The following is a 26,194-nucleotide window of genomic DNA, read 5'->3' as shown; positions in this document are numbered from 1 at the left end:
CAGTTTTAATGCCTTTTGCAGCTTCCTTAGCGAATGCTTCTAGTTCTTTTTTGTTCATGTTCTACCTTCCATTGACCCATGTAGGGTACTGATTGAAAGGTAGTTACACAAAATTATTTACAGGCTCTAGAACCTAGAACCTAGAACCTCACAGAATAATCCATAAAAAAGGAGAGGCTCAAACAGAGCCTCTCCTCGTTAGCATCTGAGTATGGGTTACACTAAACACTCAACGACATCGAACGCTTCCTGATAATTAATGCCTTGAGAGACGTCAAATTCAAAGTTTAATACCTTCATACAGGTATCGAAGGTCTTTTCACCAAACCACTGCTTATCGAATGAGTTCAGCGCCTGAATAATCCCCTCCTGGCCACCGTCTCCCTGAAGCGAAACCGGCGCCAGTGTCGAGATAAAACTCGCCACCAAACCATAGAGATCCTTCTCCGCATCCCCTTCGGCCGCCCACAACTTAGGATCGGCGTAGCGGCTGGCATAGTGACTGGTCGCAATATCCAGCCCGATGCCGAAGTTAACTAAGATGGCTTTCTCTTGATTGCAGATAATATTTTTGGGGCAAATTGCACCATGATAGATATCCATCTGATGCATATATTGCAGTCCTGTCAGTAACTGAGTAAACCACATCACCGGCTGCCCCAGCTGAATATCGCTGAGCTCATCGAGAGAGGCGCCATACTCCCAGGAACGTGCTATAAACAGCTCTTCACTTTGTGGGAGTTGACCAAAGGCCAGTACATTTTCGACATGAGGATGGTGCAATTTGGATAAGCTGCGATAGAGGTTACTCAGTGTCGGCCAGTTTGACTCGACCTTGCTGTATACCGAGACGCCACATTGATACTGGCCCTGTATATGCCTTGCACGCCAAAATTGGCTGTGTTGGGTTGCAGCAATGAACTGCTCGAGCCGATAATGATGATCGACTATCGCTCCGACGGTGATCTCCAGTTTCTCTGGCAGGGTATCACACACGCCGTTATCGATAAGCGCAGAGAGATCGCAGCGAAGTGCATCGAGATCGCCGCCTTCCCCTTTTGCTGCCACCTGATACCACTGATAGATACGTGGCTGTTTAGTCTGCTCGGCCAAAGCTAAGAAGCCGTGGGCGTAAGCCTGAATATCTTCACTGGTATTGAGGGTATCCTTAATATCGATGAATTCGACATCCCCCATATCTGAGACGAAGATACAATTGCTGGTCCACCCGCCGACAGTAAAGCCACGACGGTGAATTTGCTGTAAACCTGATACCGAACGTCTTAAGATCTCGAGCAGCTGATAGGTTGTGAGGCTCTCTGTTTCCAATATATTCAGCGGTACACCACGTGGCATACGGATAGGAAGTACTAACTGCTCTCCGTCTTGAATGAGCGGAGCGCAATAGGGCACACCACTGCAACCGGTTAAGGCCTGCAGGCGTTTAAATTCGGCTCTCAGTTGAGTCTCATGATTTTGTGACTGGATCTGATCGGTAAATTGGGTTGGGATCAAGATTTTAAGTAACCATGGAGCGGTCCAGTCTCCCGGGTTGTATTCCGCCTGCCAAACTTCTAACCCACTTTGGATGAAGAGGCATTTCAGCTTAGTAAAGTCCTGAATTTTATTGTTACGCTGCTCGACCAGGGCAACCTGACCTATGGTTTTGAGCACCATCTCCTTCTGCTCATCGGTAACCTGATGACTACGTGGTGCAGTGAGCCCCCACTCCTTGGTTAACGCAGCGACAATCTGCTTTGGCGTATATATGCTAAGTGAGCCTTGTTGTTTTTCAAGCTCTATCTCTTCACCTTTACGGCCGGTAATAAACACCATGCCTTGGCACCAAGGTGCGTAGACACCAACAGGAATTTTATGCTTGACGTTACCCGCCAGAACTCGGGCAACATAGTTAGCTTTTGCTAAGCTGTTATCGACTTCGCGACCATCGAGTGACCATGCATGCAGGCCCGCATCCAGCCTACCGATATAGCCCTTAACATCGACAACATAGACGCCCCACTCGCCTATAACGAGCGCATCGACCTCCATTGCCTGACCCGATTTTGTCGGGATCTCCACGTTGGTCAGCAATATATAATTTTCCGGCAGCTCGGAGGCTAACAATGAAAATGCCCAACGTTCTGCATCATTCACCGGAGTCCCGAAGCTTATCTGTTTTGCCATTATTATCTCCCTCTGTGGCATCTACCTGACATGAAACGAGCATATATAAAGAGTAAAACTGGTTAACTTCAGGTTTTATCAAAAAAATTTAATTACGACCAATGATGAATTACGGGCATAAAAAAAGCCACCTAAATGGTGGCTTAATACAGAATTTCTAACATTTTATTGATTAGCTGACTAAATCTAAAAAAACACCTAATAAAACACTCAATAACAACGCCACCAAGTGGCATTAATCGGGATGCGAAGCAGCTCAATTAGTGCTTACAGTCATCGCTACATTCATGCTCATCGTCGGTGAATTCATCATCACCCTCTTGATGCTGCATGACTCCCCAACCATCGGTTGCGCCCCCGAATTCAGCGGCAAACTCATTAAGCTTCACCTCTTGTTCGACAATAGCTTGGTACTGTGGAACCATATTGATACAGACTATCAATTCCCACTTACCGACTTCATCATTTAAGTGAAGTTCCATCTCACCTTCAAGCTTAGACTTTGCCAGCTCTTCGGTCGCAGACTCTGCATCTCTTTGGTCGTCAAAAACAAGGAAGAAATCGACATCAAGTTGCTTAGTCAGATCGATGCCCGCATCAGCCATTGCTGCCAGCATTTTGCCATTATCATCATCTGGGAATTGCATTATTTACTCCGTCCGCTCTATTCTGCCGCTACAATCTTAACTGAAGTATCGTTGAATGAAACAACTTCACCCGCACGAACCTTCTTACGTTTACGGGTTTCAACAACACCGTCAACGGTTACCATACCTTCACCGATAACGAATTTTGCTTCTCCGCCGCCGCCAACCATAGCTTCGACTTTCAAAATTTTGTATAGCTCTATGAACTCTTCACCAGGCAATAATGCCAAGGTCGCAATTTGTGCTGTCACACGATTTACCTTTAATCAAATTTCTCACGGGATTATAGCACTCACAAGAGCACAAACTGTAGCAATTATCTAAGATTGGATATGCAAATAAGCGGTGTCAGATACAGAGGGAGAAAGATAGGGAAGAAATTAGCTTTTACGACAAACAAGAGGCAAGCGATTTAGATGATTCTATCCTTGCTGAGCAAACCATAACTACAGTCATCAATCCAGGTTTCATCGACTTTATAGTTATCTCTGAGTATCCCCTCTAATTGAAAGCCATTGCGTTCCAGTACTTTGGCTGAGCCGACATTGGCTTTGGCGCAAAGCGCGATAAATTTATGAACACTGAAACTAAGGACAGCCCAGTCAATAACGGCTTTAAGGCTCTCGGTGGCATAGCCTTTACCTTGGCCTTCTGTCGCTAGCATGTAACCGACTTCGGCATGCCCAAAATCAAGGTTCTTACAGTAGAGTCCTGTAAACCCGATAAAGCGACCCGTTTCCAGCTCTTCGATAACTAAGGTTAGCCAATCTCCTGAGCTATAGGACCAGGGGGACAATCTATGCTCGAACTTTTCCTTCAGAGTATCGATATCATCGGGCCGTCTGACAAATTGATTTATCATAGGATCCTGGTGAATCGATAAAAAATCGCTCCAATCATCACGATTCAAGGAGCGAACTTTTAATCTGTCGGTATAAAGCTCGAGCATAATAGTACTAATCCTTTAAGGATTATTAACCTCGGCTTGTTACTTCAAGCAAGTGGTAACCAAATTGAGTTTTAACGGGACCTTGCACTTCGTTAAGCGGTGCACTAAATACCACCTCATCAAACTCTTTAACCATCATTCCAGGTCCGAAAGAACCCAGATCGCCACCTTGAGCGCCAGATGGGCAAGATGAGTTAGCCTTAGCCACATCACCAAAATCGGCGCCAGCCAAAATCTGTTGCTTAAGCTCTTCACACTGAACTTCAGTACTTACGAGTAAATGTCTTGCAGTGGCTTGTACCATGTTATAACTCCTAACATAAATTATGTTTGCTTTACCTATCTGAAGTAAAAGCAAATGAACTAAAAAATAAACCCAGCTAGTATAAAACATTCACTGGGTTTAAAAAAAGCTTTAATATAAATTGTGTCTAATAATCAAACAATACACGATTATTTCTGACTTTCAATCCAATGATGGATCTTCATCTCCATCACGGCCATAGGCAGGGAGCCTGAAGTCAATACTTGGTCATGGAACGACTTTAAGTCAAACTTATCCCCCAAGGCTTCCTCAGCTTCGGCTCTCAACGACAAGATCTTTAACTGACCGACTTTGTACGACAAGGCCTGACCGGGAATGGCCATATAACGCTCGACTTCAGCAATGATGTCCGACTCAGCCATTGGCGAATTGTCTTTCATATACTGAATGGCTTGCTCACGTGTCCAGCCTTTAGCATGGAGTCCCGTATCGACAACGAGACGCATGGCACGAAGCATCTCATCGGATAACTTACCAAAGTATTGATAAGGATCTTCAAATAAGCCCATCTCAATACCTAAGTATTCTGCGTAAAGCGCCCAACCCTCTTCGAAAGCGGTATAGCCACTGAATCGTTGAAACTCGGGTACACCCGAAAGCTCTTGCTTAATGGCAATTTGGAAATGATGTCCTGGTGCTGCCTCATGCAGAGAAAGCGTTGTCATCCCCCATTTGGGCTGTGCCTTTAGATTGTAGGTATTGATATAAAACACACCCGGACGCGAACCATCTACCGCTGGCGACTCATATGAGGCCCCCGCCGCAGATTGTTCCCTAAAGCTCTCTACAGGTTTAACGACATAATCTGCCTTAGGCATAACATTAAAGTATTTAGGTAATTCGGCATTGATCTTATCTTTAAGCGTCATATAGCCATCGATCAAACCCTGACGTTCACCGAAGAAATACTTTGGTTCAGATGACAATGAAGCAAAAAATGCCGTTAAATCGCCTTCAAACTTCACCTGCTGACGAACCTTGTCCATTTCAGAGAGAATACGGGCGACTTCACTTAAACCAATTTGATGGATCTCATCAACAGACATAGTGGTCGTCGTGTGGGTATTAGCTAAGTGCTGATACCAAACTTTACCATTGGGCAACCCCCACCATCCATCGCTGGCTCGTGCAGCCGGTAAGTAGGTTGTCGCGAAGTATTCTTTCAGAGAGGTTAATGCTGGCAGTAGCTCTTTATTAATCAGTTGAGTGTATTTTGCTGTGATCTCATCTTTTTGTTCTTGAGTAAAACTCTCCGGGAAATTGTTCACCGGAGTGTAAAACAAACTATCACTGGCTTGGTTTACCAACTGCGCTTCGAGTTGAGGAATGATGCGCTCAACCAGAATACGAGGCAGGACAACTTTACTTCTTATCCCCTCATCCATGCGCGCTTGCGCGAGCTTAGTCCAGTTGATAAAACCTGAGAGACGTGAAGACCAGTTATCATAATCTTCAACCGTATTGAAAGGCTGAGCACTTTCACCACTGCCGAGTTGCACCATGCTTATCACAGTACTGTAGAACTGATTCATGGGCATAAAGCGTGACGGGAATGTCTCATCGACTAAGGCGACATTTCTATCATAACTAAACATGTCATAGCTTAGCTGTAGATCGGGAGAGAGTTGGCTTCTATCAATCTGTTCGACACGTTTCAGGTAACTGGTATTAAACTCGTGGCGGGCTTTAAGGTACTCATCGGTCAGATCACCACCAAACTGGTCATTGTAATCGTTAACACCAACAAACGTCGCATAGATAGGTTCAAGTTTAAGGTAGTCTTTAAAGAAGTTATCCACGAGGGTTAAATAAGCCTGTTCGACAGCTTGATTCTTAATAGCTTGACCTGCTTTAGCTGGGTTGTTTTGCGCTATTTCCACTGGTGAATTAACAGATATCCCAGTTGCTTTTTCACTATCTGAACAAGCTGTTAGGCCTAGTACCAATCCTATTGATACTGTAAGTAAAGCTCTTTTCATTAAATCCCTCTCTCTAATATTCTGTGCAAATGCTTGTTATTTTCTATACTTATAGCAATTGATATAACTTGGTCGTGTGATTAGCCTCCCAAAAAGCTTGTGCTAATGGGAAAGGAGTAACCGATGATCTATTCATTTCGTAACTCAGGATTCAGAGACCCTGAGACCGGCGTCTACAACCAAACCTACTTTATGGAGGTGTTTAACCGTGAGTGGCATCGCCATATAAGAGATCACCAGAGTTTGGCGTTATTGTATCTTTGCCCGCACATACATGAAACAGTTAAGCAACCTCATTTGCTCGAATTTTTTATGAAGCAAGTGCAAGAAGCCATTCTTAGGACAACAGATCTGGTGGCCAGGCTCAACAATAACAGTTTTGCCTTAGGTTTATTCAACATCGATGAACCAGGTACCCAAATTGTTTTGCAACGAATTGAAGACAAGATTAAACAGTTCAATCTTGAATATGGCAGACAACATACCAGCCATGTGGATTATGAACTCGCCGGCTGCATCTGCACACCCGAACAAGATCTTAATATCGAGATTATATTTAAAGATGTTGAGAGTCTAAGCCATGAATTAGGACGTGAGAAAAATAAGAACATTGAGCTTAGGCATTTACAATAATTGTCCCGTATTTATACGGTTTAACTTTCGCAATAAAAAGGCCCCTTTCGGGGCCTTTTTCTGGAACGAATTTACAAAGTTACGTTGTGAATTCGTGCCTTCTCTTTAATATAAGAGATATATCCTTTCGCTGAACGGGCTGTCTTATCATCTTTAGCAGCTAACTTGCAGCGCTTATACGCTGACTTGTATTGCTTATTAGTGAGATAGGCCAGTGCCAGTTCAAACTGAGCTTCACCTGGGTGCTTAATGCCGGCATCGAGTGCCTTCTTGAGAACCGGAATAGCAGCCTTAGACTTACCATCGAGGGAAAGAATACGCCCCTGACGCAGGTAGTACTTACCATTATTACCCGCATCAGCCGCTTTGCCATAGTACAGCGCAGCTTCTTTAAGCTCTTTAGCGGTATGATAGAAACCGGCTAAAATCGCAAGAGTCTTCTCTTCCTCTTTTATCAGTCCTGATTTCATATGCTTTTGATAGATAGTCGCGGCACGGTATGGCGAACCATTTTGTGCAAGCAGTTGAGTCAGACGAGTAATGTTACCCGCAGTCTCTAAAAATCCATTCTTATACGCTAAATCATAAGTGGCCAGCGACTTGGTGTACTTTTCAGTCATCAGATAAAACTGAGCTAGCTGAACCCAAAGACGTTTATCGTCCTGGAAGAGAGGCACCATGGTCTCTAACACGTTAACCGCTTCAGGATACTTCTTTTGGTTGAAGTAAGCCGTTAGCTTCATCTGGTACAAACCTTTGTCAGGTTTGTCACTGATGGCTAAGCCTTTGTCTGCAACCTCAAGAACTTTATTCCAGTTCTTCTGTTCAGAGTATGCGATACCGATACGACGATAGATCTGAGCGTCTTGCTTACAAGTGAACTCCATCCATCTGTAGTAGTACGGGATCGCTTCTTTGAACTTCTTCTCTTGCAATAAGAGATCGGCATAAAGACGCAAAGTCGCAGCTGTGTCAGTTCCACCCAGAATATCGAAATCGACGGCAGTTTTAAGATACTTAATAGCCGTGCCCATCTGAGATTTTTCAGCATAAAAGTTACCCAACATACGGGCAATATACGCTTTATCAAAATCATGATTAGGATCGGCTTCAAGTAAAACTTCTATCGCTGCGTCGATGTCGCCCTCTTGATAAGCTTTGAAAGACCTTTGTACTTTCTTAGCTGCGGATTGACCAACGGCTTTAGACTTACGCGTGTCGATTTCACATTTCTCAGCGGCATTAACAGCTGGTACCAGTGCTAAACTTCCACCTAAGGAGAGCAATAAAGCTGCTGCTATACTAGTCGTTTTAAAACTAACTTTACGCATCGTTATCTGCCTCCTTTATCTAAGGTGAAATCGAGTTGTACCTTCATACCTGGTTGCTTTAATGCTTTACCATCAACTATTTTAGGCTTGTACTTCCACTTTTTAAGTGCACGTTTTGCTTCTTTATTAAACAAACGCTTCGGTTCAGCCTTTATGATCTTAACATCTTCTACACCACCGAGCTCATTAATAGTAAAGCTAAGTTGTACCCAACCCTCTTTACCATCACGTGCTGCAGCTATTGGGTACTGAGGCTCGATTCGAACGATAGGTGTAGCATCACCGTCACGAGTCATCATGTTACCCAGTTTAAAGCCTGTATTGGCTCCCCCCGCTGCTACACCACCCATGTTAAATGACATATTTGTGTCGATGTCAGATGAACTGTCAGGCGGAGTCACATCAGGCTTGGGTGGTTGCTCCGGCGGCGTAGGCGGCTTCGGCTTAACCCTTGGTTTTTTCTGTGCTGATGCATCATCTTTGTTCATGGTAATTTCAATGACAGGTGATTCTGTCGAGGCATCGTGACGGGTTGGACCGCCACCTACCAAAAACGCCATGAAAACAAACAAAGCAAAAGTCACAGCACCACCAATAATGAATGATACTATTCCTCTCAGCATATTAATCAGCCCCCGCCGATACAGAGATCTTATCAATACCCGCCGCTTTTACGTTATCCAACACCTTAACCACTAAGCCATGTTTAGCATCCTGGTCGGCCTGAATAAGTACAGCTGCTTCTGGTGCTTCGGCAAGCATACGTTCTACGTTTGCTGTCACACGCTCGATATCAACCTGACGATTCTCCATCATGATAACGCCAGTCTTGCTCACACCAATAAAGATGTTAGCTGAAGGCTTCTTCGTCGCTTGAGACGCTTCAGGCTTGTTATAATCAAGACCCGATGGTTTAACAAACGATGTTGTTACAATGAAGAAGATAAGCATGATAAACACGATGTCGAGCATCGGTGTCATATCAATCTCAGCTTCCTCTTCTACGCTAAAATGCTTTCTACGTGCCATGTTCAATCTCTCTCTAGTGGTGCGGCAGACTGTCTTTTAGCTTTGCCAAACTGATTTTCATTTTTGCGTCAAGACGAGTACTAAAGAATACTCCTGATAACGCAGCAACCATTCCCGCCATTGTCGGCATGGTTGCCATTGAAATACCAGCTGCCATCATACGAGCATTACTCGTGCCATGAACTGCCATCACATCGAATACTGATATCATTCCGGTTACGGTACCTAGCAGACCTATCATAGGACAGATTGCAACTAAGGTTTTGATAAGCAGCATACGTGCCGTTAAATCTTGCTTCGCTTGGGATACCCAAGCTTCACGGATGCGGTGTGCATACCAAGAGGTTGAATCCTCTCTCGCTTCCCATGCGCTAATGATTGCTTTGTGCTCTTTTGGTGATACCCAATTCAGATACCAGTAGCGCTCAAGCATCAATACCCACATGACAAACAATACACCAGCCACTAACCAGAGAACGTCGCCCCCGGCGGCCATGAAGCCCCTGACGGAATCCCAGATATCCATCAGGAATAACATTAGGCTTTCCTCTTCTCAGCGTGTGAAGCAACAATTCCCGCACTTTGCTCTTCTAGAACTTGTACGATTGACTTACTACGTGCAATAACAATAGCGTGCATAAGCATAAGCGGTAGTGCAGCAACAAGACCTTGAACCGTAGTCATAAGCGCCATAGAGATACCACCAGCCATAAGCTTAGGATCACCAGTACCGAACAACTGAATGCTCTGGAAGGTTGCAATCATACCGGTTACGGTACCTAGCAGACCCATCATAGGTGCAATTGCAGCAAGAACCTTGATTATAGAGATACGCGTCTCAAGTGCTGGTGTCTCTTTCAGAATTGCTTCGTCAAGTTTCAGCTCAAGCGTTTCAACGTCAACATCTTTGTTGTCCTGGTAAGCCTTAAGTACGCGACCGAGGGCGTTGTTACCTGGGTTATCAAGATTCTTACGCTGACTGTTAACTTTAGCGCCAACGATACCAAGTGTGATTAGACGTTCGATTGAGATAAGAGCACCGAGAATAAGCAGACAGATAATGATGTAACCAATGGTTCCACCCGCTTCTATACGCTCTTCGATAGTCGCCTTCTGAGTAAAGATGTTCAGTAGCACACCTTTAACCGGGTCAATGTAAAGCCTTGCCGCGCCAGAAGTTGTACCTTCAAATGATGCAACAGTCTTTACCTGGTATCCGTCAGGCTGCTGTGAAAGCTCCTGAATAAGACCTAGGTCTGCGTTAAAAACAACGTACTTACCATCGGCTAAAAGGTTGAATGGGCCAACTCGAGTGATTGTTGTATTACGAACACTACCATCGATATCAGTAACCGCGCCTTCAAACTTAACCACTTTGCCAGATTCAGCCATTTCAAACAGCTGATCTTCCCAAAAACGCTCAAGTTCATCAATTTTTGGTAACTGCTTACGAGCACCAAGGTCTGCGATGAAAACATCACGGCCAGGATACTGTGCAGAGATGTTAGAACCCGCTAGCTTACCAGCGAAATCACCCGCATCACCTTTAACAACACCAAACATTTCACCCAAGTCACCTTGAGCTGTTTTTAAGTCTTCCTCTAACTGACCGATTTTACGCTCGTTATCAAGGAAAGCTTGGTTTAGATCTTTACCGCGCTGTCTTTCGGCAGCAAGGGCATTTTTTTCACGCTTAAGAAGTGCCGCTTTATCGCCGCGCTCATTCTTAAACTCTTGCTCACGCTTCTTGTTTGTCTTAGAAGCATTTGCGCGGTCTGTCTGAACCTGCTTAAGAAGCTGGTCAATAGACTTAGGTGCGTCAGCTGCGCTAGCAATACCTGAAGATAAAGCCAGGGTTGCAGCAACGATTGCTGTAGTAATTAACTTCTTCATTATTGTGCAGCCTCCGCAGCAGGAATTGGTAACGAGAATAGATCCGGTGCACCCTGTTTACGTGCGATTCGAATACCTTTGGTGATTTCACGAAGATAGCTATCTTCTAGTTGATCCCAACCTTTAGTTTCATCGTTATACATCCAAGCTAATCTACCGTCTAAGCTCTGAGCATAAAGGGCAACACGGCCTAAGTTGAAGAAATCAACTAAGACTTCTTTACCATCAAGCTTTAACTGACCAGTTTTAACTGCGATAAATCCGCCGTATTCACGCTCGATGCTGTAAGCATCCAGGATAAGACGATACTTTTCAGCCAGTGTAACTTCGGCACTGTTAAGAAGAGTTTTGAGATTGTTTACACGCTCAATACGTGTCTCTGTGTTGAAAGGAAGATCAAGCTGAACAAACTGTTCTAACGCATCTACCATTTTAAACATTAGAGGAACAACACCTTGACGAAGAGCGTCGACACCATTGATGTCATCTTGAATTAATTTCATCGTAGATTCTTGGTCTGCAACCAGACCTGCTACGTAATCGTTATAAGATTTTAGTGATTCACGCTCATCTGCAACTGAACCATACTCGAACACCATGTCCTGAGCTTGGTCAAAGTACTTATCTACTTTCTTTTGAGATGTTGCTGCTTCAGCGTGAATTTTGCTGTCAGCCTTCTGGACGTCAGAAAGAGGATCTGCAATCACTAAGTTACTGCCGGCTAAGGCTAGTGCGCCCACGAGCGCTGTAGCGATTTTTGTTTTATTGCTTACCTTGGACATAGTTCCCAACCAATTTGAAGTAAAATTAAAAAGGTTTAACTTATTAACAACATGGGGTTCTGCTTATATTTGCAGGAATCTCCAGTCTATAAGTATGTCTTTCTCTTGTGATTGTTAATTATTATCTTATTTTTCTACGCCGTCGAAGACGTAGCACCGCTGGCATCATTTCACAAAATGTTGACCTGTGTCAACAATTGAAGCGGTCTAAAACTAGTAGAAAACGAGCTTAAAGGATGGAAAACAAGCAAAAGGGAGTTTTTTAGACAACTAAGTAAAAACAGCATTAACAAGATGCTCATAAAAAAAACCAAAGACAAAGGCTAAGCAATTGTTTTTTAGCAACTTTACAATGTTAACGCCGCACCCTTGAATTTAACAACTTTTTAACCAAAGCTGGTTATACCAGTATACATTTACATTGCTATATCTGGAAATTTATTGTCAAAACCGTCCTAATTACATCCTTTAATCTTATCTCTCAAAGCGCGATCGAGTCTCTTTAGCACAGATCACGCATTCAAAAAAAACGAGAGGCATGACAAACAACAACTTAACCAATAAAATCACGAATTCAGCCCATAGTTGCAGTAATTATTGTTTTGTTATCAATAGATTCCACCCTAAAACATCTTTATTTTCATCAACGACCGATGACAGGTGGTCCAAAGAAGCATCGTGTTGTGAAATGAGATTAATAATCTCCGCTAAAGAGGTTTCAGATTGCGCGGCATCTGCCAGTTCAGATAGTCTGACATCGAGCGTTTTTAGCTGTTGCCTTGCAAATTCAATATAGTTCAGCTTTTTATCTTTATTCCAAAACAATCCAGTCTGAAACAGGGTCGCGACATAGTTCAGTAATTCACAATCTTTAAGCGCCGCTTCATCCCTATCGACGAGTACACCGACCGATGAATTTAGCTGTTTCCTGAGGGCCTCACAGCTTTGGTCTTGCTTGGCTCTATCTAAATCTTGCTTACTCTTCATATCTCCCATTTTGTTGACTATCCCACTGAGTAACTTGAATATACCCTCAACTTCATCAGCCTTAATTAACGACAGTATTCGGCGGTTTCGTCTTAAAATTAGCGAGTTCTCATGATGCATAACCAGAGCGAGTCGTCCCTTACAGTGAAGCACCCTCAAAGCTTCGGGGACCGCTTTTTTAAGGTCCGCATATTCAATTCCAAACTGAGATATGACCAGCTCAAATTGTCCATCCTCAAAAGGAAGTTCGATACAGTCAATATTTGATAATAATTTTACATTAAGATTCTCCGACAGGTTGACGGCGTTAATATCTGTCTTAATTTTCGCCAAGTCGACACCTATGACCTCGCCCTTAATAGATCTGTTTTTCAGATAGTCGCTCACCAACAAGGGTAAAGCACCATTACCTGTAGCCAGATCTAATACTTTAAAGTCATTTGTTAGCTCTTCGAATCGAGGTGCCCATATCTCATTTAACACCCCGGTATAGTTACTGCTAAAGCTCTCACCAAAAGAGGTCAAGTGCCCCTGTTCCCAATAATCACTCCAATGGTTATTCATTTTCTTCTCTTCTTAATGCATTTGCCTGTCAACCTATCAAAAAAAAAGACCCTTGCGGGTCTTTTTTCAATTTAAATACTGTATTTATAACTTATTTAAATACTATATTTAGAACTTAATTGTGTAAGAAGCTTTATATTCGCGACCATAGTTGTTGTACAACTCTGGATTCTCATACTTACCAGTAGAGCTCAACACTGGATCTTCATCAGTTAAGTTGTTAACACCTAACATGATAATACCATAGCTACCAACATCATAAGTATACGAAAGATTGTGGATTAACCATGAATCACGCTTATCGACTGTCTCGCCTTTAAGCTCTTCAGTACCAGCAGTGTAGTTCATGTTCCAACCAATTCTATGATCACCCATAGAATAAGTAGTCGTAAATACAGAGCGGTAATCTGGCTTATCATTCTTACCAGCGTTATCGACTAACTTAAGTTCACCGTCAACGGCTTCCTCTTCTTCATAGCTAAGAATGAAACTGTTTGACCAATTAATTCCAAATTCACCGACGCCAGTTTCGAAGTTAGCATTTAAAGCAACATCGACACCTTCAATGTTAAATCCTGCACCATTATCGTAACCAGTACCCACTTCCAAAACTCGGCCTAATGAACCATCAGTAGTAGGAGCGCGATCTACATAGAAAGTATCATCAGAAGTGATTGAACCATCATGAATACCTTCGATAACATCTTCGGTAGAACGAGTACTAATAACATCAGTAATCTCTAGCTTGAAATAATCAACTTTCACACCAAAGCTATCTGTAATATCCCAAGCAACACCTAAGTTTAGATACTCTGATGTCTCTGGTCCAAGCTCGTCATTGGCACTATACCAAGTATCGATTTGTCTCTCTTCACAACCAGCTGTACCAGTTTCAGTACACATTGGGATATCTTTAGAATCTTCAGCGCTGAAAGAGGTTGCCGCATAGAGTTGATCTAGTGATGGAGCACGGAAAGCTTCAGAGTACGACGCACGTACTACGACAGTTTCTAGCGCCTGCCAACGCACCGATGCTTTAGGAGACAGGTTGCCACCAAAATCGCTATATTCATCCCAACGAGCTGCCAAGTTAACTTCAACTGAATCAATAATAGGCAAAGCAGCTTCATAGAAGAATGCTGTTACTGAGCGATCACCACCAGCAGAGTTACCAGCACTACCACCAATCAGACCAGCTTCAGACTGTGCATCATAGACAGATGAGTAATCTTGTGTGAAGTATTCCATACCTGCAAAGTGAGCTATCTCACCACCAGGAAGTTCAAATGCGTCAAAACCGATACCCGCATTGTACTGATGGAATTCAGCCTTGTTCTGAGTAAGAGTCGTTGCTTTCATATTAGCAACACCTGCGGCTGAACCTAAATCAATATCATTAGCAATATTGTGCGCTAAACCACCTTTACTGAGGTAGTACTCGCCAATGTCTTTGTTATCTGCTTTGTTGTAATGGTAGTAGACTTCCCAAGTTGCATCATTCCACGCACTGATAGTGCCGCGAAGACCCGTTAGATAATCTTGGTTGTAATCACTGCTGTTACCATCACGTGTTCCAATATCTACCCAACGGAATAGACCCGTAGTGACTTCACCAAATGGGTTGTGTGGGTTATCTGCAGCCATGTCATCCCATGTCGCTGCAGGAGGTGCATAACGACCAAAAGACTCATTTTGAGTGAACATGATACGACCAAACCACTCAACATCTTCAAATAACTCGTAGTTTGCATCAACATAGACGGTGTTACGATCAACTGAAGCCTTGTTGTAAGACACGTTTCCGTACGCATACATACAGTATTCAGAACCTGGAGACCAATCAGAATCAGCAGCAACAGTTTGGAAAACATCTGAACCATATGATGCTTCTAACTCATCACACAAAGGTGAAGCTTGAGTAGTCGCCCAATCAGGAGATGCGATAGTCGCACCGAAATATGACCAACCATCTGTTTCGTTGTACGCTTGGATGATGCCATCGCCATCATGATCTGTCATTTTTGCAGCGGTGTATGGTCTATCACCATCAGCAATACCTTCACGGTCCTGATGATCCCATGCAAAGGTAATGTTACCCTTGTCCATCTCATAACCTGCCACGACGCCAAACTCTTTACTTGTCAGGCCGCCATCTTGGTCACGACTACCACCACCAACATTAAACTCGATGCCTTGGTAGTTTTTCTTCATGATGATGTTAACAACACCAGCAATCGCGTCAGATCCATAAGTAGAAGATGCGCCATCGGTTAGGATTTCGATACGCTCAACAGCCGCCATTGGGATTGCGTTCAAGTTAGCAGAAGCGCCACCCATAGTTGGAGAACCAGGGAAACGTTTACCATCAATCAAAACTAAAGTACGGCTTGAACCTGCACCACGAAGATCAATAGTAGCTTGAGACTGCCAAGAACTACCTGAAGCTTCAGAGAATGAACCAAATGAGTTCAAGTTACTGTTACGTAGCGCATCGGCTACAGTAAAGTTACCTTCAACCTTCATATCATCGGCTGTAATTGTTGTTACAGGAGATGCACCTTCAAGGTCACTACGCTTAATACGAGAACCTGTTACTTCAATTCTTTCTACTTCTGCAGACTCATCTGCCGCAAAAACTGCTGGAGCTGTAAGTGCTGCTGTTGCCGCAGCGCCACTAATTAGTGCAAAACGCACTGAATTAGCTAGTAAGCTGTTCTTATACATGTTGTTTCTCCCTGGACTTTATTTTTTTATTTTATTATGAGATGTACCCAGATGAACACAAAGTGTTACACCTGACTACATTCGCAAACAAATAAGACCATACCTGAAACATTTAATCAACATATAAGCAGTGTTTTTTACAGCTGTGATCCTCATTCGATTATTTTGTATACAACCGAGTGTAATAATTTGAATTCTTTAGATAGATTTTTATGCGCTTTTTTGAAGAAAATAGATATTAAACGGATTGACTTTAAATACCCCCATAGCCCCCACATTAAGTTATACATCAATAAAACAGTGACTTACACATAGGGTGAGGTGATATTTAAAATATAGAAAGAAAAGCTGATAACACTGCTAGGAGAGTATACCTTGCTGAAATGAAGAATTTGATGCGATTTAATCAGTTACATCTACAGTTAACACTCCCACAACAAGTGTAAACATTTCATTACGCATTGAGCAATAATCTATGTTTTACTCGTTTTATAACAATCCCTGGAAATTAGCTTGAATAGGGTTTGGGGATTGACAAAGCAGGCTTAACTTGATTGGTAAAAACAAAATGTAGCTTGCGCTAATATTATAGTAGCGACTTCGTTTACCCATTTTATATAAAAGAAGTGTTCCTTCAAATTATGATAAAAGCTCACTGACAGGCTGTCAAAGAGATAGCAATATTAGTTATTCAACGGTCCTCTCATAATCAATATCCCTTGCCTCTTGGCTCGGGTATTAACTAAATAAAGCTATCACTATATTAGTCAAATAAAAAACGCCCATAAAGGGCGTTTTCAAAAGGTAAAATCGTAAGCTTACAAGTAATATCTTATGCCGATTGCAACACCATCACTCTCATCTGGAGTTTGGTTACCAGCATTGAATTCACTCAAATCTTTACGTGCTTCTAAATAAAGCATTGTTTGCTCATCCCAAACAAAATGCAGACCAGCTACGATGAACTGACGCTTAAATTCGCCATCATTATAAAATGCTTCGTATGCGTCACCAGCTTTGAGGTAGTTATAAGCAAAGATAGGCTTAAGGCCATTGTCAAACTTATAGCTGAACAGTGACTCAAGACCTACAGCGTCATGCATCAAACGACCCATATTGTCTGTATCATGGAACTCGTTCTTGTTGATGTTGATCGCAGCGTAGAAACCTGGTTGCTCAAATCCACCCCAAGTCAAACCAGCACCATAAATGTAATCTGTTTCAGAGATACCTTCGCCCGATGCCATGGTACCGTCAAATTCACCTAAGTTGAAACCAGCCGTAAGTGTTAGCATATCTGTTGCGGCATAAGTGATAGAACCACCAACGGTATTGTTGTATTCAACCGTTGCAATAGTTTCACTAGTAGAAGCTGTAGAGCTTCCAGTCATGAAGTTTTTATCAGCTGTTGGGAAAGGGTTTGAATTATTATCCAGCGAGCTTTCTGTCAAATCAAAGCTATCTTGCTTTAATTGCACCTGTAGAGCGAAGCTAACATCACCAAATGCATTACGGTATTGAACGGTGTTGTCACCACGACCAGTACCATTAATAGCACCATCGGCTTTGTTATATGTGTAAGTACCTGACGCGTTACCATCCCAAGTGTTCACTAGGTTAGTGTTATAAACTACGTCGTACCAAGCGCCCCACTGCTTACCTATTGTCAGGCTACCGTATGTATCATGACCTAGACCGACATAACCTAGACGATTATGAAGAAATTCATCACTTTCAGAAGAAAAAGCACTGTCATTGTTATATTCAATGTCACTGTTTCCAAACGGGTTAACACTCCACTCGAGCTTTGTGAATGCTTTCCATCCATCGCTCATTTCACGGGTAAATCCAAAATTGATGCGAGATGCACCGTTTACCACTTCTGTAGCCCCTTGAGTGTTGATGATGCGCGCATCCATCCATCCACCGATCTCAACGGCATTTTTGTCGTCTTTATAGATCTCGATTGCCGATACCGACGGAACAAATATAACGGCTGCTAATGCGGATGCTACTAGAGTCTTTTTCATGTGATGTCTAACCTTAATGTTTTCAGTCTGCTTGATTCTATTTTGTGACATTCCGTTGTTTTATTTCTTCCTGATTGCAATTGAGACTAACAAAATATTAGCAATCACTCAAAGAGGAATGTCACAAAAATCGCGGTTTTTAGCAGCAAAAAAACCATTAAAACCCTTTAGCAGCAAGAAATACACTGCACCGCAACACAAATACAACACAGCATTAAGATCCGCCCCATTAAATTAACGATAACTGATTAGAGGCAATATTTTCGAATTTTACTTTCAATATGGTAAGGATGGGATCAGAAATAGGTTGAAGTTGTCTATCTATGTAGTAATTGTAATCTATGGCTGACTTTTGAAACTTAACCGGCTCAGCCCCGTTAAGCGTGATGAGGTACGCTACCTTGGTGCCCTTTCTCGAATATTGTTCATCTGAGGTATATTGGCACATCCTTTGTGCAGCCTTGACATGAGGTGATGACTTAGCGGTATAGTCTTTGATGTCTCTACGTAGCCTTTTCGTAAATATCAATTCATCATCTAACTTACCAAGTTTAAGGTCATCAATAACACCGCGCAAGAAAGAGACAACATCAAGTTTAGAAAAAAGACGAAAATATAACTCTTGCTGTACTCTTCTGGCTAATGGACTCCAATCACTTCTCACCTGCTCCATGCCTTTAAAGATCAATTCAAGTTCACCATCGGGTTTGGTATAGGCTCCGACATATCGTTTCTTTGACCCTTCCGATGACCCACGCAATGTCGGCATAAAGAACTGTTCAAAATGCGATTCAAATTCCAACTCCAGATAACAGTCGAGCTTCATCTCATCTTTAAGTTTCTCTTTCCACTTCCTGTTCACAATTTCCACCAGCTGCTTCCCAATTTCGCCGATATCTGTTTGAGAAGATTTCCCCCCTAACCAGACAAAAGTTGAATCGGTATCGCCATAAATCACCTGGTAGCCCAACTCCTCGATCCACTTCCGCGTCTGCTTCATGATCTCATGACCTCTAAGTGTTATAGAGCTGGCTAAGCGGGCATCATGAAATACACAACCTTTCGATCCCAGCACACCATATAAAGAGTTCATAATAATTTTTATCGCCTGAGAAAGCGGAGCGTTCTTTTCAGCCTTTGCGTCCTCCCTATGCTCGGCTAACGTTTTTATCAGTTGAGGTAGGATGGGGGAGCGACGACTAAATTTTGCCCCCAGAAAACCTTCCACAGTATCGGACTCCTGTGATGACAGCCCTTCTATTAACCCTTTAGGATCGATCAAGAATGTACGAATGATAGAGGGATAAAGACTCTTGAAATCTAAAACCACAATATCCCGATATAAACCTGGCATCGAGTCCATCACGTATCCACCAGGACTCTCAAGTCCCTGGCTTGCTGCCCCGGAGGGAGCGACATAACCCGCTCTATGGAGATATGGCAGATAGAGATTATTAAATGCAGCAACCGAGCCACCGACCCGACCTAACTCCAGCCCTGTTAACCTCGAACGCTCAATTGCAAAGTCAAACAGTTGGGTTTTCTTAAAAATATCCCAGACCAAACGGCTATCGTTAAGATTGTAATGGGCCAAGGCTGGTTTATTATTATGAAAGAGTTCAGTGATCTCCTCTCCACGATTTTCTACATTGTGAATCGCTTTACCGCGTTTAAGTAGGGCTCGACTAACAAATTCTAAAGAGAAACTATCGAATCGATAAAATGCAGCTTTGAGCCAATCGATACCGTCGAGCACGACTCTGCCAGGTAAAGTCAGGGTTTCAGGCCGATATTTATCGGCAACTTTCCATCCAAGTTCGCTTGCCCCACGGCCAATAGTAAGGGCAACACCATGCAGTTTTGCTCTCCGATACAAAAGGGCCAGATCGAAAGTCACCACAGCCCAACCAATGATCACATCGGGATCATAGTCGGAAAACCAATTTATCAATTCGATAATCAGCGTTTTTTCGTCTCTCACCCACTGGATATCATCGACAATTCGAGCAAACTCTCCATCTGGCTGCTTGTTTGAGCCCAGATCTGTCTGGTTGCCTACCATAATCACTTTTTGATACTCATCGCCTTTTTCATTACGTCCATAAAGTCCCACCGAATATAGCTCTCCATTGAAGCTACATTCAAAATCCAGAGATATTGATTTTAATTTGATATCGAGAGAGCTTGTTCTGGCTCGCTGGGCGATGAACACAGGAAGGGCCGAGGAGGATGCGACTTCTGCATAATGCCCCATAAACTCGGCATCGAGAGCGATGAAACGCTCGATAAGATAACGCTGCTCGGGTCTGATATCGGCTTCAAAAAGGGCGATCCCTAAGTCTATAGCACCTTTGATCAGATGTCGAAAACCTTGTCTCGATTGACAATAGATAGCAGTGACATTTTCTAAATCAAAGTTATGTAAGGGTAATGCCTTGGTTCTCACCACACCAAGCGCGGGTATTGAAAGCAAGGATGTTAGGTTAGCACTGGAACAAAAACAGATAAATTCCGCTTGAGGTACTTTGACCAAAACCGGGCCATTTTCAGTTTTCACATAATAATGCAGCCATAATGAAGCTGAGTCTTGAACAACATGCCGTGAAAGCACCCTACCCTTTAGTGCAATATTCGGGTTTTTCTCTTTATTCATAACAGTTAAACATGCCTCAATGCCTGATCCATATTTCGTTGGTAGTCGGTGCTAGTACCAAATCTGATAATGTATTACTCAATAAACTAAATAATTCTAGTTAAGGCTATGCAATCACTGTTATTATGTACAGCTCTATTTCTCTCTTTGTATGCGCATGTTATCTGCTGACGTAAAAACTCAAATTCGTACTATATATAAAGGTATTGCTGCGGCGTTACCTGACTTCCGCTCCAGGCGGGAACAAAACTATATCGTCGCAGAGATATCTAAAACACTCGCCGGTGAATACGATAAGCATAGACGCATCATAGTTGTTGAAGCTGGAACCGGGATCGGAAAGTCGCTGGCTTATATATTAGGCTCAATTCCGCTTGCGTTAGCCAGTAAGAAGAAAGTCTGTATTGCCACAGCAACCGTCGCCCTTCAGGAGCAGCTGTTACACAAAGATCTGCCCTTCTTTCTCGCACAATCTGAATTAGATTTTACTTTCGGACTGGTAAAAGGACGACAGAGATACGTCTGCTTATCTAAACTCGAGATGCTCATCGGTGCCGACAACGGCACCCAAATGGCGATGTGGCAAACAAAGCCTGACAATAGTCAGGTGAAGCAATTACAAGTCCTGTTAAAAGACTATCATGAGGGGAAGTGGAACGGTGAACGAGATACCTTGCCCTCGCAACTGCCCGATTATTTATGGCAGCAGATTGCCTGCGATAAACACAGTTGTCATCGCCAATTGGCCAGTCATCGAAACTGCCCATTTCACAAGGCCAGAGAAGATCTCGACAACTGGGATGTACTGATCGCTAACCATAGTCTGCTTTTTGCCGACCTGGAATTAGGGGGTGGTGTCATTCTTCCCGATCCCGAAGAGCTTTACTATATTATCGATGAAGCCCATCACTTGCCTATGGTGGCTCGAGACTTTTCAAGCGCACAATCCACCTTACGCGGCGCTATTGACTGGTTAGATAAAATAGATAAAACCAGTAGCAAGTTACAAAATCAAATAAAAAGTAACCATATCATAGCTCCTGTTCAGGCGATGCAAGATCATGTAACCGATCTAACAGGTTTATTAAACCAGATAGCCCACTACTGCGACTCTCAAACGAAACGCTTCGATAACCCTGAAAATCGTATTCGATTCGAACATGGAAAATTGCCCGAAGCCCTAATTATACAAGCTGAAAACTTAGCCACCGTTTCGACAACGGCACTGAAACAGTTTAATAAGATGTTGGTATTACTCAGTGAAGCGATTAAAGATGGGGATATCCCTAAACATCAATCTGAGCAACTGCTAACAGAAACTGGCTTCATGTTGCAAAGATTAGAAAACCTACAGAAACTGTGGAAAATGATGGCGAAGGAGGATAATCCAAAGGGTGCCCCTATGGCACGTTGGATTGAACTCATCACAGGAAAACAAACTGATTACCTGTTTAACGCTTCTCCAATCGAAGTCGGTTTTATGCTGGAGAAATTACTCTGGGATAAAGCGGCAGGGGTTGTACTGTGCAGTGCAACATTAAGGGCATTAAACAACTTCAACCATTTCACCCGTCAAGTAGGTCTCTCTATCGATGATGGCAGCCGTTATCTGGCCTTAGATTCTCCATTCGATTTCGAGCAAAATGCCACACTCTTCTTGCCTAAAATGAAAACTGAGCCGACCGATGACAGTTATACTGAAGAGCTTGCAGAACAGATCCTGACATTAATTGAAGGCGAACAAGCGACCTTAGTGCTATTCGCTTCCTATTGGCAGATGGAAAAAGTAGCCGATATCGTTGAAAGCAAGATTAAGACAGGTTTACAGTTACAAGGTACGGCATCGAGACAGGAAATTTTAACTAATCACAAGAAGCGTTGTGATGATAATGAGCCGAGTATTATTTTTGGCACCGGGAGCTTCTCTGAAGGACTCGATCTTCCGGGTGAATATCTGACGAATCTGATCATCACTAAGCTTCCTTTCGCAGTGCCCACCTCTCCCGTAGAGCAGGCCCATGCAGAATACATTAAAATAAAGGGTGGCAATCCCTTCATGCAGCTGACGATTCCCGATGCATCACGTAAACTGATACAAAGTTGTGGTAGATTACTTCGTAAAGAGCAAGACTATGGCCGCATCACGATTTTGGACAGGCGTCTTGTCAGTAAACGTTATGGGAAATCATTACTGGATGCTCTACCTCCCTTTCGCCGCGTAATAGAATAGGCATACTTTTGGATTTACTGTTTGAACCTTCAACATGGGCCATATTAGCCGGTATTGGCCTTATCGCAGGTTTCATCGATGCTGTTGCCGGTGGAGGGGGATTATTGTCTATCCCCGCGCTACTTACTGTGGGGATCCCACCGCACTTAGCCTTAGGCACGAATAAATTAGCGGCATGCTTTGGCTCATCTATGGCCGCATTTACCTATTATCGAAAGAACCTCTTCACCCCAAATCTTTGGTACCACACTTTTATTGCGACCTTTATCGGCGCAGTGAGTGGAACATTTATCGTCTATCTGATTGACAAGAGTTGGTTAGAAAAATGGCTGCCTGTCATTATCATCGTCATTGCTCTTTATACCCTATTAAAACCAAATGCGATGGGTTGTAACAGTTTTACTCCATTAAAAAAGCCGGCTACTGCAGTTAAACAATGGCTCCAAGGGGTAATATTGGGGTTTTATGATGGTTTTGCCGGTCCTGGTACCGGCGCTTTTTGGACAATCAGCAGTACTACCTATCATCGTCTCCCTCTTCTGCATAGCTGTGGCTTGGCCAGGGCGATGACATTCACCAGTAATCTCACCTCACTGTTAATCTTTTTTGCACTGGGAAAAGTCAACTTAACGATTGGCCTTTCCATGGGGCTCTGCATGATGTTAGGTTCGTTTATTGGTGCAAGGTCTGCGATAAAATTTGGTGTTCAGTTCATCAGACCCGTGTTTGTCACTATCGTACTATTGATCGCAGCAAAACTTGCCTGGAGTGCGTGGTTTTGAATACAAATGAACTACTCAAACGATTAAGAGTCCAACATAAGCAATTAGAGCAAGCAGTGCTTCAACACGACGCTTTACTGCCCAAAGGGCAGAGACGCTTACTTCAGGATACTGAACGCTTTAACGATGAGCTCTTCATTCAAACCGGTGCTGAACTAAAGCCTTGTATTGAGCAGATCAATAAGAGTATTCAACAGTTAGAAAAGTTAATCAGAAATAAGTTATCGACAAGCACTATCGCATTAAGTTGTGAGCGTATACAAGATAGATTCACAGCAGTAAGAAGAGCCTTAAATACAACCACACTTGGGGTCAAATCGGCTGAACAACAAAAAGCCGCACGTATCGCACAAGCTCGAAGTCGCCGTACAAAGACCCATAACGACAGTGGCTTCAACTGGATTGCCGCAGGCGTGATGCAGAACAGCCATCAACTCTATGATGAGCTAAATAAACACCATAATTGGGTGCAAAAATTTGAGCAGAAAATTGAAAATTTGCAATCTGAACTCGAAAACTGTCATAGTGCTGACAAAATCAAAATGCAAAATGAAATCCTCTTAGTTCATCGACGTTTAGGGAAATGCCGACAAGCTATCAGTTATATAGAAGAGCGTATTCAGGCGTTTGAACGCCCTTATAGCCAAACCAATCGAAGATACTAGATCCGTTCGGTTTGGGTATATATCCGAATTATTATCGTTAAGGAGTAACAATGAAATCACTTAAGCCAATCACCGCAATCATCGCTCTGCTTGGTTCCTCATCGGTTCTGGCTGCCAACTTGCATATCCCAATGGCGTTCGAATACCTTGCCATCGATGGGAAGAAAATAGAGACCAGCCTATTCAATCATAAGGCCGATCTTGAACTGAGCAATGGTTCTCATAAAATTGCAATTCGTTACCATGACATGGTTGAGGATGATTTTAGTGACGGTGAAAGCTTTGTTAAGTCATCACCATTTATCATCGCTATTGACGTTGATGGCGATCATGAATACCGGCTAAAACCTGCCGATGGCGATTTTGTAAAAAAACCAAAAACTTTTGCAAAATCTCCCCAGGTCGTGATCACACGAAGCGATAAGGGTCAGGTGAGCTATAGAGTCGATCAGACCGAATTTACTGAAGATTCATTTGTAAATACTCTCTTCGGTGGCGGAAATGGCCAGGATGTTGCCAGTGTAGCCACTGCTGCAACAGGTGGTGCCGTTATCGCATCAACAACCCCCATAGCACCAGTCAGTAAACCTGCACCTATTGACGCAGGGATCACACCCATTCCAGCATTGGGTGACAAAGCAAGCGATGCTGCACACGCTCAACAAATGCTTCAATACTGGTGGTTACACGCAGATCAAGAAACCCGTAAAGAGTTCATGAGCTGGGCGATTAAACAACTCTAATTAATACCAATTGGTATAACCTCTTCTGACACGCCAGCCACTTAAAGCTGGCGTTATCATCTCACAACAAAACATTCCGTACAGACACCTGACTTTCTATAGCACTCGACGGCCAAACACAGGTGACTCATCACCTTGATCAGACCCCAACTAACAAGACAAATTGCTCCTGATCCCTCTATACCCTCTTCGTTGCTTTTATGATCCCAACAATGCAACACTGAAGTGGAATGTCTGAGAGGCTCACATAGTGCGGCTGATGTTTAAAACAAAGGGCAAAGCACGACTGAATGGATTCAGAAGGTAGAGTAACGCATGGAGCAGTTACCGAGGATGCTAGAGCCGAGGAGCAAATATAATCCTTACCTACAGCGCTTTGAGCTCCCGCTGAAAGAGCACACATGTAGTAGGATTGGTATTATCGCAAACTGGCACTAGAATTATCAAAAAGACCGGGTGAAATTTCTATTGCTGCAAATCGATTATGGTAGCAAACTAATGGTCAGTAACTTTTTCGCTAATAGCAATTACGATAATTATCATGGAGCATCTCTATGCAACTAGAAATTCGAAATTATTACGAAGTACTCTTAATAGAACTATTATCCGATGAAGGCTTGTTAGATGAGTTACCCGCCGATTATCTTGCAGATCTTTGCTGCGTCACACTCAACCAGCTTCCGGTAAGGTACATTCGCCACCTGGTCGATACCTATTTCTTCGAAGATTACAATGAACTCGCAGAAATGAAGTCAGAGATCCAAACGGCATTGGAAAAGTCGCGAGCATTTCTAAAGGCTAACTTGAACAAAGAAAAAGAGTGATTTGAATAAAATATAGAGCGGTTATCTCAGACAAAGAGAGCGGCAATAAAATGAATCGAATATGGTGTAAAGAGTGGGGGGAGTTTGGAGGCTCCCCTAGAGCCGCACCCGACCCTGTAGCAGATTCTGTGTAACTACCTAATTTATATGTAGTCTGCTATTCGATCTTCAAACTCGATAATAAAGCGATTTAGTGCTGGTTTCCAGTTTCTAATCGGCATCGTCCACTTCTTAGAT

Annotated in this window: 22 protein-coding genes; 6 read left to right on the top strand and 16 right to left on the bottom strand. The window is 43.1% G+C overall.

The features are described from left to right. Positions 1-216 precede the first annotated feature (216 nt). The 6 genes from EKG38_RS24430 to EKG38_RS24405 all read right to left on the bottom strand — a co-directional run bounded on the left by EKG38_RS24430 (position 217) and on the right by EKG38_RS24405 (position 6,087). The gene (locus tag EKG38_RS24430) at positions 217-2,187 is read right to left on the bottom strand and encodes an NERD domain-containing protein kinase family protein (RefSeq protein ID WP_126523488.1); all 1,971 of its coding nucleotides are present in this window, start codon (positions 2,185-2,187) and stop codon (positions 217-219) included. Between the two features lie 260 nt (positions 2,188-2,447). Next, complete coding sequence (locus EKG38_RS24425) at positions 2,448-2,834, bottom strand: ribonuclease E inhibitor RraB (RefSeq protein ID WP_126523487.1); 387 nt, start codon at positions 2,832-2,834, stop codon at positions 2,448-2,450. Positions 2,835-2,851: 17 nt separating this feature from the next. Next, complete coding sequence (locus EKG38_RS24420; protein WP_012141928.1) at positions 2,852-3,085, bottom strand: RNA-binding S4 domain-containing protein; 234 nt, start codon at positions 3,083-3,085, stop codon at positions 2,852-2,854. A 161-nt stretch (positions 3,086-3,246) separates the two neighbouring features. Further along, positions 3,247-3,783, bottom strand: a complete 537-nt coding sequence (locus EKG38_RS24415; protein WP_126523486.1) for a GNAT family N-acetyltransferase — start codon at positions 3,781-3,783, stop codon at positions 3,247-3,249. A gap of 25 nt (positions 3,784-3,808) precedes the next feature. Further along, the gene (locus tag EKG38_RS24410; protein WP_221767773.1) at positions 3,809-4,177 is read right to left on the bottom strand and encodes a peptidylprolyl isomerase; all 369 of its coding nucleotides are present in this window, start codon (positions 4,175-4,177) and stop codon (positions 3,809-3,811) included. A 59-nt stretch (positions 4,178-4,236) separates the two neighbouring features. Further along, a complete protein-coding gene (locus EKG38_RS24405) occupies positions 4,237-6,087 on the bottom strand; it encodes a DUF885 domain-containing protein (RefSeq protein ID WP_126523485.1) in 1,851 nt (616 codons plus the stop codon). A 123-nt stretch (positions 6,088-6,210) separates the two neighbouring features. Here EKG38_RS24405 and EKG38_RS24400 point away from each other — a divergent pair, with 123 nt between their 5' ends. Then, positions 6,211-6,720 carry a diguanylate cyclase domain-containing protein gene (locus tag EKG38_RS24400; protein WP_126523484.1) on the top strand — a complete coding sequence of 170 codons (510 nt, stop codon included), beginning with the start codon at positions 6,211-6,213 and terminating at the stop codon, positions 6,718-6,720. 71 nt (positions 6,721-6,791) lie between these two features. On the opposite strand, the gene EKG38_RS24395 is transcribed toward EKG38_RS24400, so the two are convergent. The 10 genes from EKG38_RS24395 to EKG38_RS24350 form a co-directional block, all read right to left on the bottom strand. Next, a complete protein-coding gene (locus EKG38_RS24395) occupies positions 6,792-8,051 on the bottom strand; it encodes a tetratricopeptide repeat protein (RefSeq protein WP_126523483.1) in 1,260 nt (419 codons plus the stop codon). 2 nt (positions 8,052-8,053) lie between these two features. Next, positions 8,054-8,674 (bottom strand): energy transducer TonB, encoded by a 621-nt coding sequence (locus EKG38_RS24390; RefSeq protein WP_126523482.1) that lies wholly within the window; start codon positions 8,672-8,674, stop codon positions 8,054-8,056. A 1-nt stretch (position 8,675) separates the two neighbouring features. After that, positions 8,676-9,080: an ExbD/TolR family protein gene (locus EKG38_RS24385; RefSeq protein WP_126523481.1), complete on the bottom strand. Its 405-nt coding sequence runs from the start codon at positions 9,078-9,080 to the stop codon at positions 8,676-8,678. Between the two features lie 13 nt (positions 9,081-9,093). Further along, on the bottom strand, positions 9,094-9,618 hold the full coding sequence (locus EKG38_RS24380) for a MotA/TolQ/ExbB proton channel family protein (protein WP_012141920.1): 525 nt from the start codon (positions 9,616-9,618) through the stop codon (positions 9,094-9,096). After that, on the bottom strand, positions 9,618-10,973 hold the full coding sequence (locus tag EKG38_RS24375) for a MotA/TolQ/ExbB proton channel family protein (protein WP_126523480.1): 1,356 nt from the start codon (positions 10,971-10,973) through the stop codon (positions 9,618-9,620). The genes EKG38_RS24380 and EKG38_RS24375 overlap by 1 nt, the downstream gene beginning before the upstream one ends. Next, complete coding sequence (locus EKG38_RS24370; RefSeq protein WP_126523479.1) at positions 10,973-11,755, bottom strand: DUF3450 domain-containing protein; 783 nt, start codon at positions 11,753-11,755, stop codon at positions 10,973-10,975. The genes EKG38_RS24375 and EKG38_RS24370 overlap by 1 nt, the downstream gene beginning before the upstream one ends. A gap of 594 nt (positions 11,756-12,349) precedes the next feature. Further along, the gene (locus tag EKG38_RS24365) at positions 12,350-13,306 is read right to left on the bottom strand and encodes a class I SAM-dependent methyltransferase (protein ID WP_126523478.1); all 957 of its coding nucleotides are present in this window, start codon (positions 13,304-13,306) and stop codon (positions 12,350-12,352) included. A 108-nt stretch (positions 13,307-13,414) separates the two neighbouring features. Then, a complete protein-coding gene (locus EKG38_RS24360; RefSeq protein ID WP_126523477.1) occupies positions 13,415-16,030 on the bottom strand; it encodes a TonB-dependent receptor domain-containing protein in 2,616 nt (871 codons plus the stop codon). Positions 16,031-16,848: 818 nt separating this feature from the next. Next, positions 16,849-18,060 (bottom strand): porin, encoded by a 1,212-nt coding sequence (locus tag EKG38_RS24355; RefSeq protein WP_126523476.1) that lies wholly within the window; start codon positions 18,058-18,060, stop codon positions 16,849-16,851. 229 nt (positions 18,061-18,289) lie between these two features. Next, on the bottom strand, positions 18,290-20,713 hold the full coding sequence (locus EKG38_RS24350) for a DNA polymerase II (protein ID WP_185826950.1): 2,424 nt from the start codon (positions 20,711-20,713) through the stop codon (positions 18,290-18,292). Positions 20,714-20,870: 157 nt separating this feature from the next. Between EKG38_RS24350 and dinG the strand changes: the two genes are divergently transcribed. The 5 genes from dinG to EKG38_RS24325 all read left to right on the top strand — a co-directional run bounded on the left by dinG (position 20,871) and on the right by EKG38_RS24325 (position 25,957). Beyond that, positions 20,871-22,943, top strand: coding sequence for an ATP-dependent DNA helicase DinG (gene dinG, locus EKG38_RS24345; protein ID WP_126523475.1), 2,073 nt, complete (start codon positions 20,871-20,873; stop codon positions 22,941-22,943). An 8-nt stretch (positions 22,944-22,951) separates the two neighbouring features. Further along, positions 22,952-23,725, top strand: coding sequence for a TSUP family transporter (locus tag EKG38_RS24340; RefSeq protein ID WP_126523474.1), 774 nt, complete (start codon positions 22,952-22,954; stop codon positions 23,723-23,725). Beyond that, positions 23,722-24,390, top strand: coding sequence for a primosomal replication protein (locus EKG38_RS24335; RefSeq protein ID WP_126523473.1), 669 nt, complete (start codon positions 23,722-23,724; stop codon positions 24,388-24,390). The genes EKG38_RS24340 and EKG38_RS24335 overlap by 4 nt, the downstream gene beginning before the upstream one ends. Positions 24,391-24,440: 50 nt before the next feature. After that, on the top strand, positions 24,441-25,133 hold the full coding sequence (locus EKG38_RS24330) for a DUF2057 domain-containing protein (protein WP_126523472.1): 693 nt from the start codon (positions 24,441-24,443) through the stop codon (positions 25,131-25,133). Between the two features lie 554 nt (positions 25,134-25,687). Next, on the top strand, positions 25,688-25,957 hold the full coding sequence (locus EKG38_RS24325; protein ID WP_012141909.1) for a late competence development ComFB family protein: 270 nt from the start codon (positions 25,688-25,690) through the stop codon (positions 25,955-25,957). Positions 25,958-26,194 lie beyond the last annotated feature (237 nt).

The sequence above is a fragment of the Shewanella canadensis genome, from assembly GCF_003966225.1.
GTDB classification, from domain to species: domain Bacteria; phylum Pseudomonadota; class Gammaproteobacteria; order Enterobacterales; family Shewanellaceae; genus Shewanella; species Shewanella canadensis.
Note: the sequence above shows the minus strand (reverse complement) of the source record. Positions and strands in the feature narration are given on the sequence as shown.

Excerpts from the sequence above, each read along its gene's own strand:
- EKG38_RS24430 (WP_126523488.1), bottom strand. The coding sequence starts at position 2,187 with ATGGCAAAACAGATAAGCTTCGGGACTCCGGTGAATGATGCAGAACGT.
- EKG38_RS24425 (WP_126523487.1), bottom strand. The coding sequence starts at position 2,834 with ATGCAATTCCCAGATGATGATAATGGCAAAATGCTGGCAGCAATGGCT.
- EKG38_RS24415 (WP_126523486.1), bottom strand. The coding sequence starts at position 3,783 with ATGCTCGAGCTTTATACCGACAGATTAAAAGTTCGCTCCTTGAATCGT.
- EKG38_RS24410 (WP_221767773.1), bottom strand. The coding sequence starts at position 4,177 with ATGTTTTATACTAGCTGGGTTTATTTTTTAGTTCATTTGCTTTTACTT.
- EKG38_RS24405 (WP_126523485.1), bottom strand. The coding sequence starts at position 6,087 with ATGAAAAGAGCTTTACTTACAGTATCAATAGGATTGGTACTAGGCCTA.
- EKG38_RS24400 (WP_126523484.1), top strand. The coding sequence starts at position 6,211 with ATGATCTATTCATTTCGTAACTCAGGATTCAGAGACCCTGAGACCGGC.
- EKG38_RS24395 (WP_126523483.1), bottom strand. The coding sequence starts at position 8,051 with ATGCGTAAAGTTAGTTTTAAAACGACTAGTATAGCAGCAGCTTTATTG.
- EKG38_RS24390 (WP_126523482.1), bottom strand. The coding sequence starts at position 8,674 with ATGCTGAGAGGAATAGTATCATTCATTATTGGTGGTGCTGTGACTTTT.
- EKG38_RS24385 (WP_126523481.1), bottom strand. The coding sequence starts at position 9,080 with ATGGCACGTAGAAAGCATTTTAGCGTAGAAGAGGAAGCTGAGATTGAT.
- EKG38_RS24380 (WP_012141920.1), bottom strand. The coding sequence starts at position 9,618 with ATGTTATTCCTGATGGATATCTGGGATTCCGTCAGGGGCTTCATGGCC.
- EKG38_RS24375 (WP_126523480.1), bottom strand. The coding sequence starts at position 10,973 with ATGAAGAAGTTAATTACTACAGCAATCGTTGCTGCAACCCTGGCTTTA.
- EKG38_RS24370 (WP_126523479.1), bottom strand. The coding sequence starts at position 11,755 with ATGTCCAAGGTAAGCAATAAAACAAAAATCGCTACAGCGCTCGTGGGC.
- EKG38_RS24365 (WP_126523478.1), bottom strand. The coding sequence starts at position 13,306 with ATGAATAACCATTGGAGTGATTATTGGGAACAGGGGCACTTGACCTCT.
- EKG38_RS24360 (WP_126523477.1), bottom strand. The coding sequence starts at position 16,030 with ATGTATAAGAACAGCTTACTAGCTAATTCAGTGCGTTTTGCACTAATT.
- EKG38_RS24355 (WP_126523476.1), bottom strand. The coding sequence starts at position 18,060 with ATGAAAAAGACTCTAGTAGCATCCGCATTAGCAGCCGTTATATTTGTT.
- EKG38_RS24350 (WP_185826950.1), bottom strand. The coding sequence starts at position 20,713 with ATGAATAAAGAGAAAAACCCGAATATTGCACTAAAGGGTAGGGTGCTT.
- dinG (WP_126523475.1), top strand. The coding sequence starts at position 20,871 with ATGTTATCTGCTGACGTAAAAACTCAAATTCGTACTATATATAAAGGT.
- EKG38_RS24330 (WP_126523472.1), top strand. The coding sequence starts at position 24,441 with ATGAAATCACTTAAGCCAATCACCGCAATCATCGCTCTGCTTGGTTCC.
- EKG38_RS24325 (WP_012141909.1), top strand. The coding sequence starts at position 25,688 with ATGCAACTAGAAATTCGAAATTATTACGAAGTACTCTTAATAGAACTA.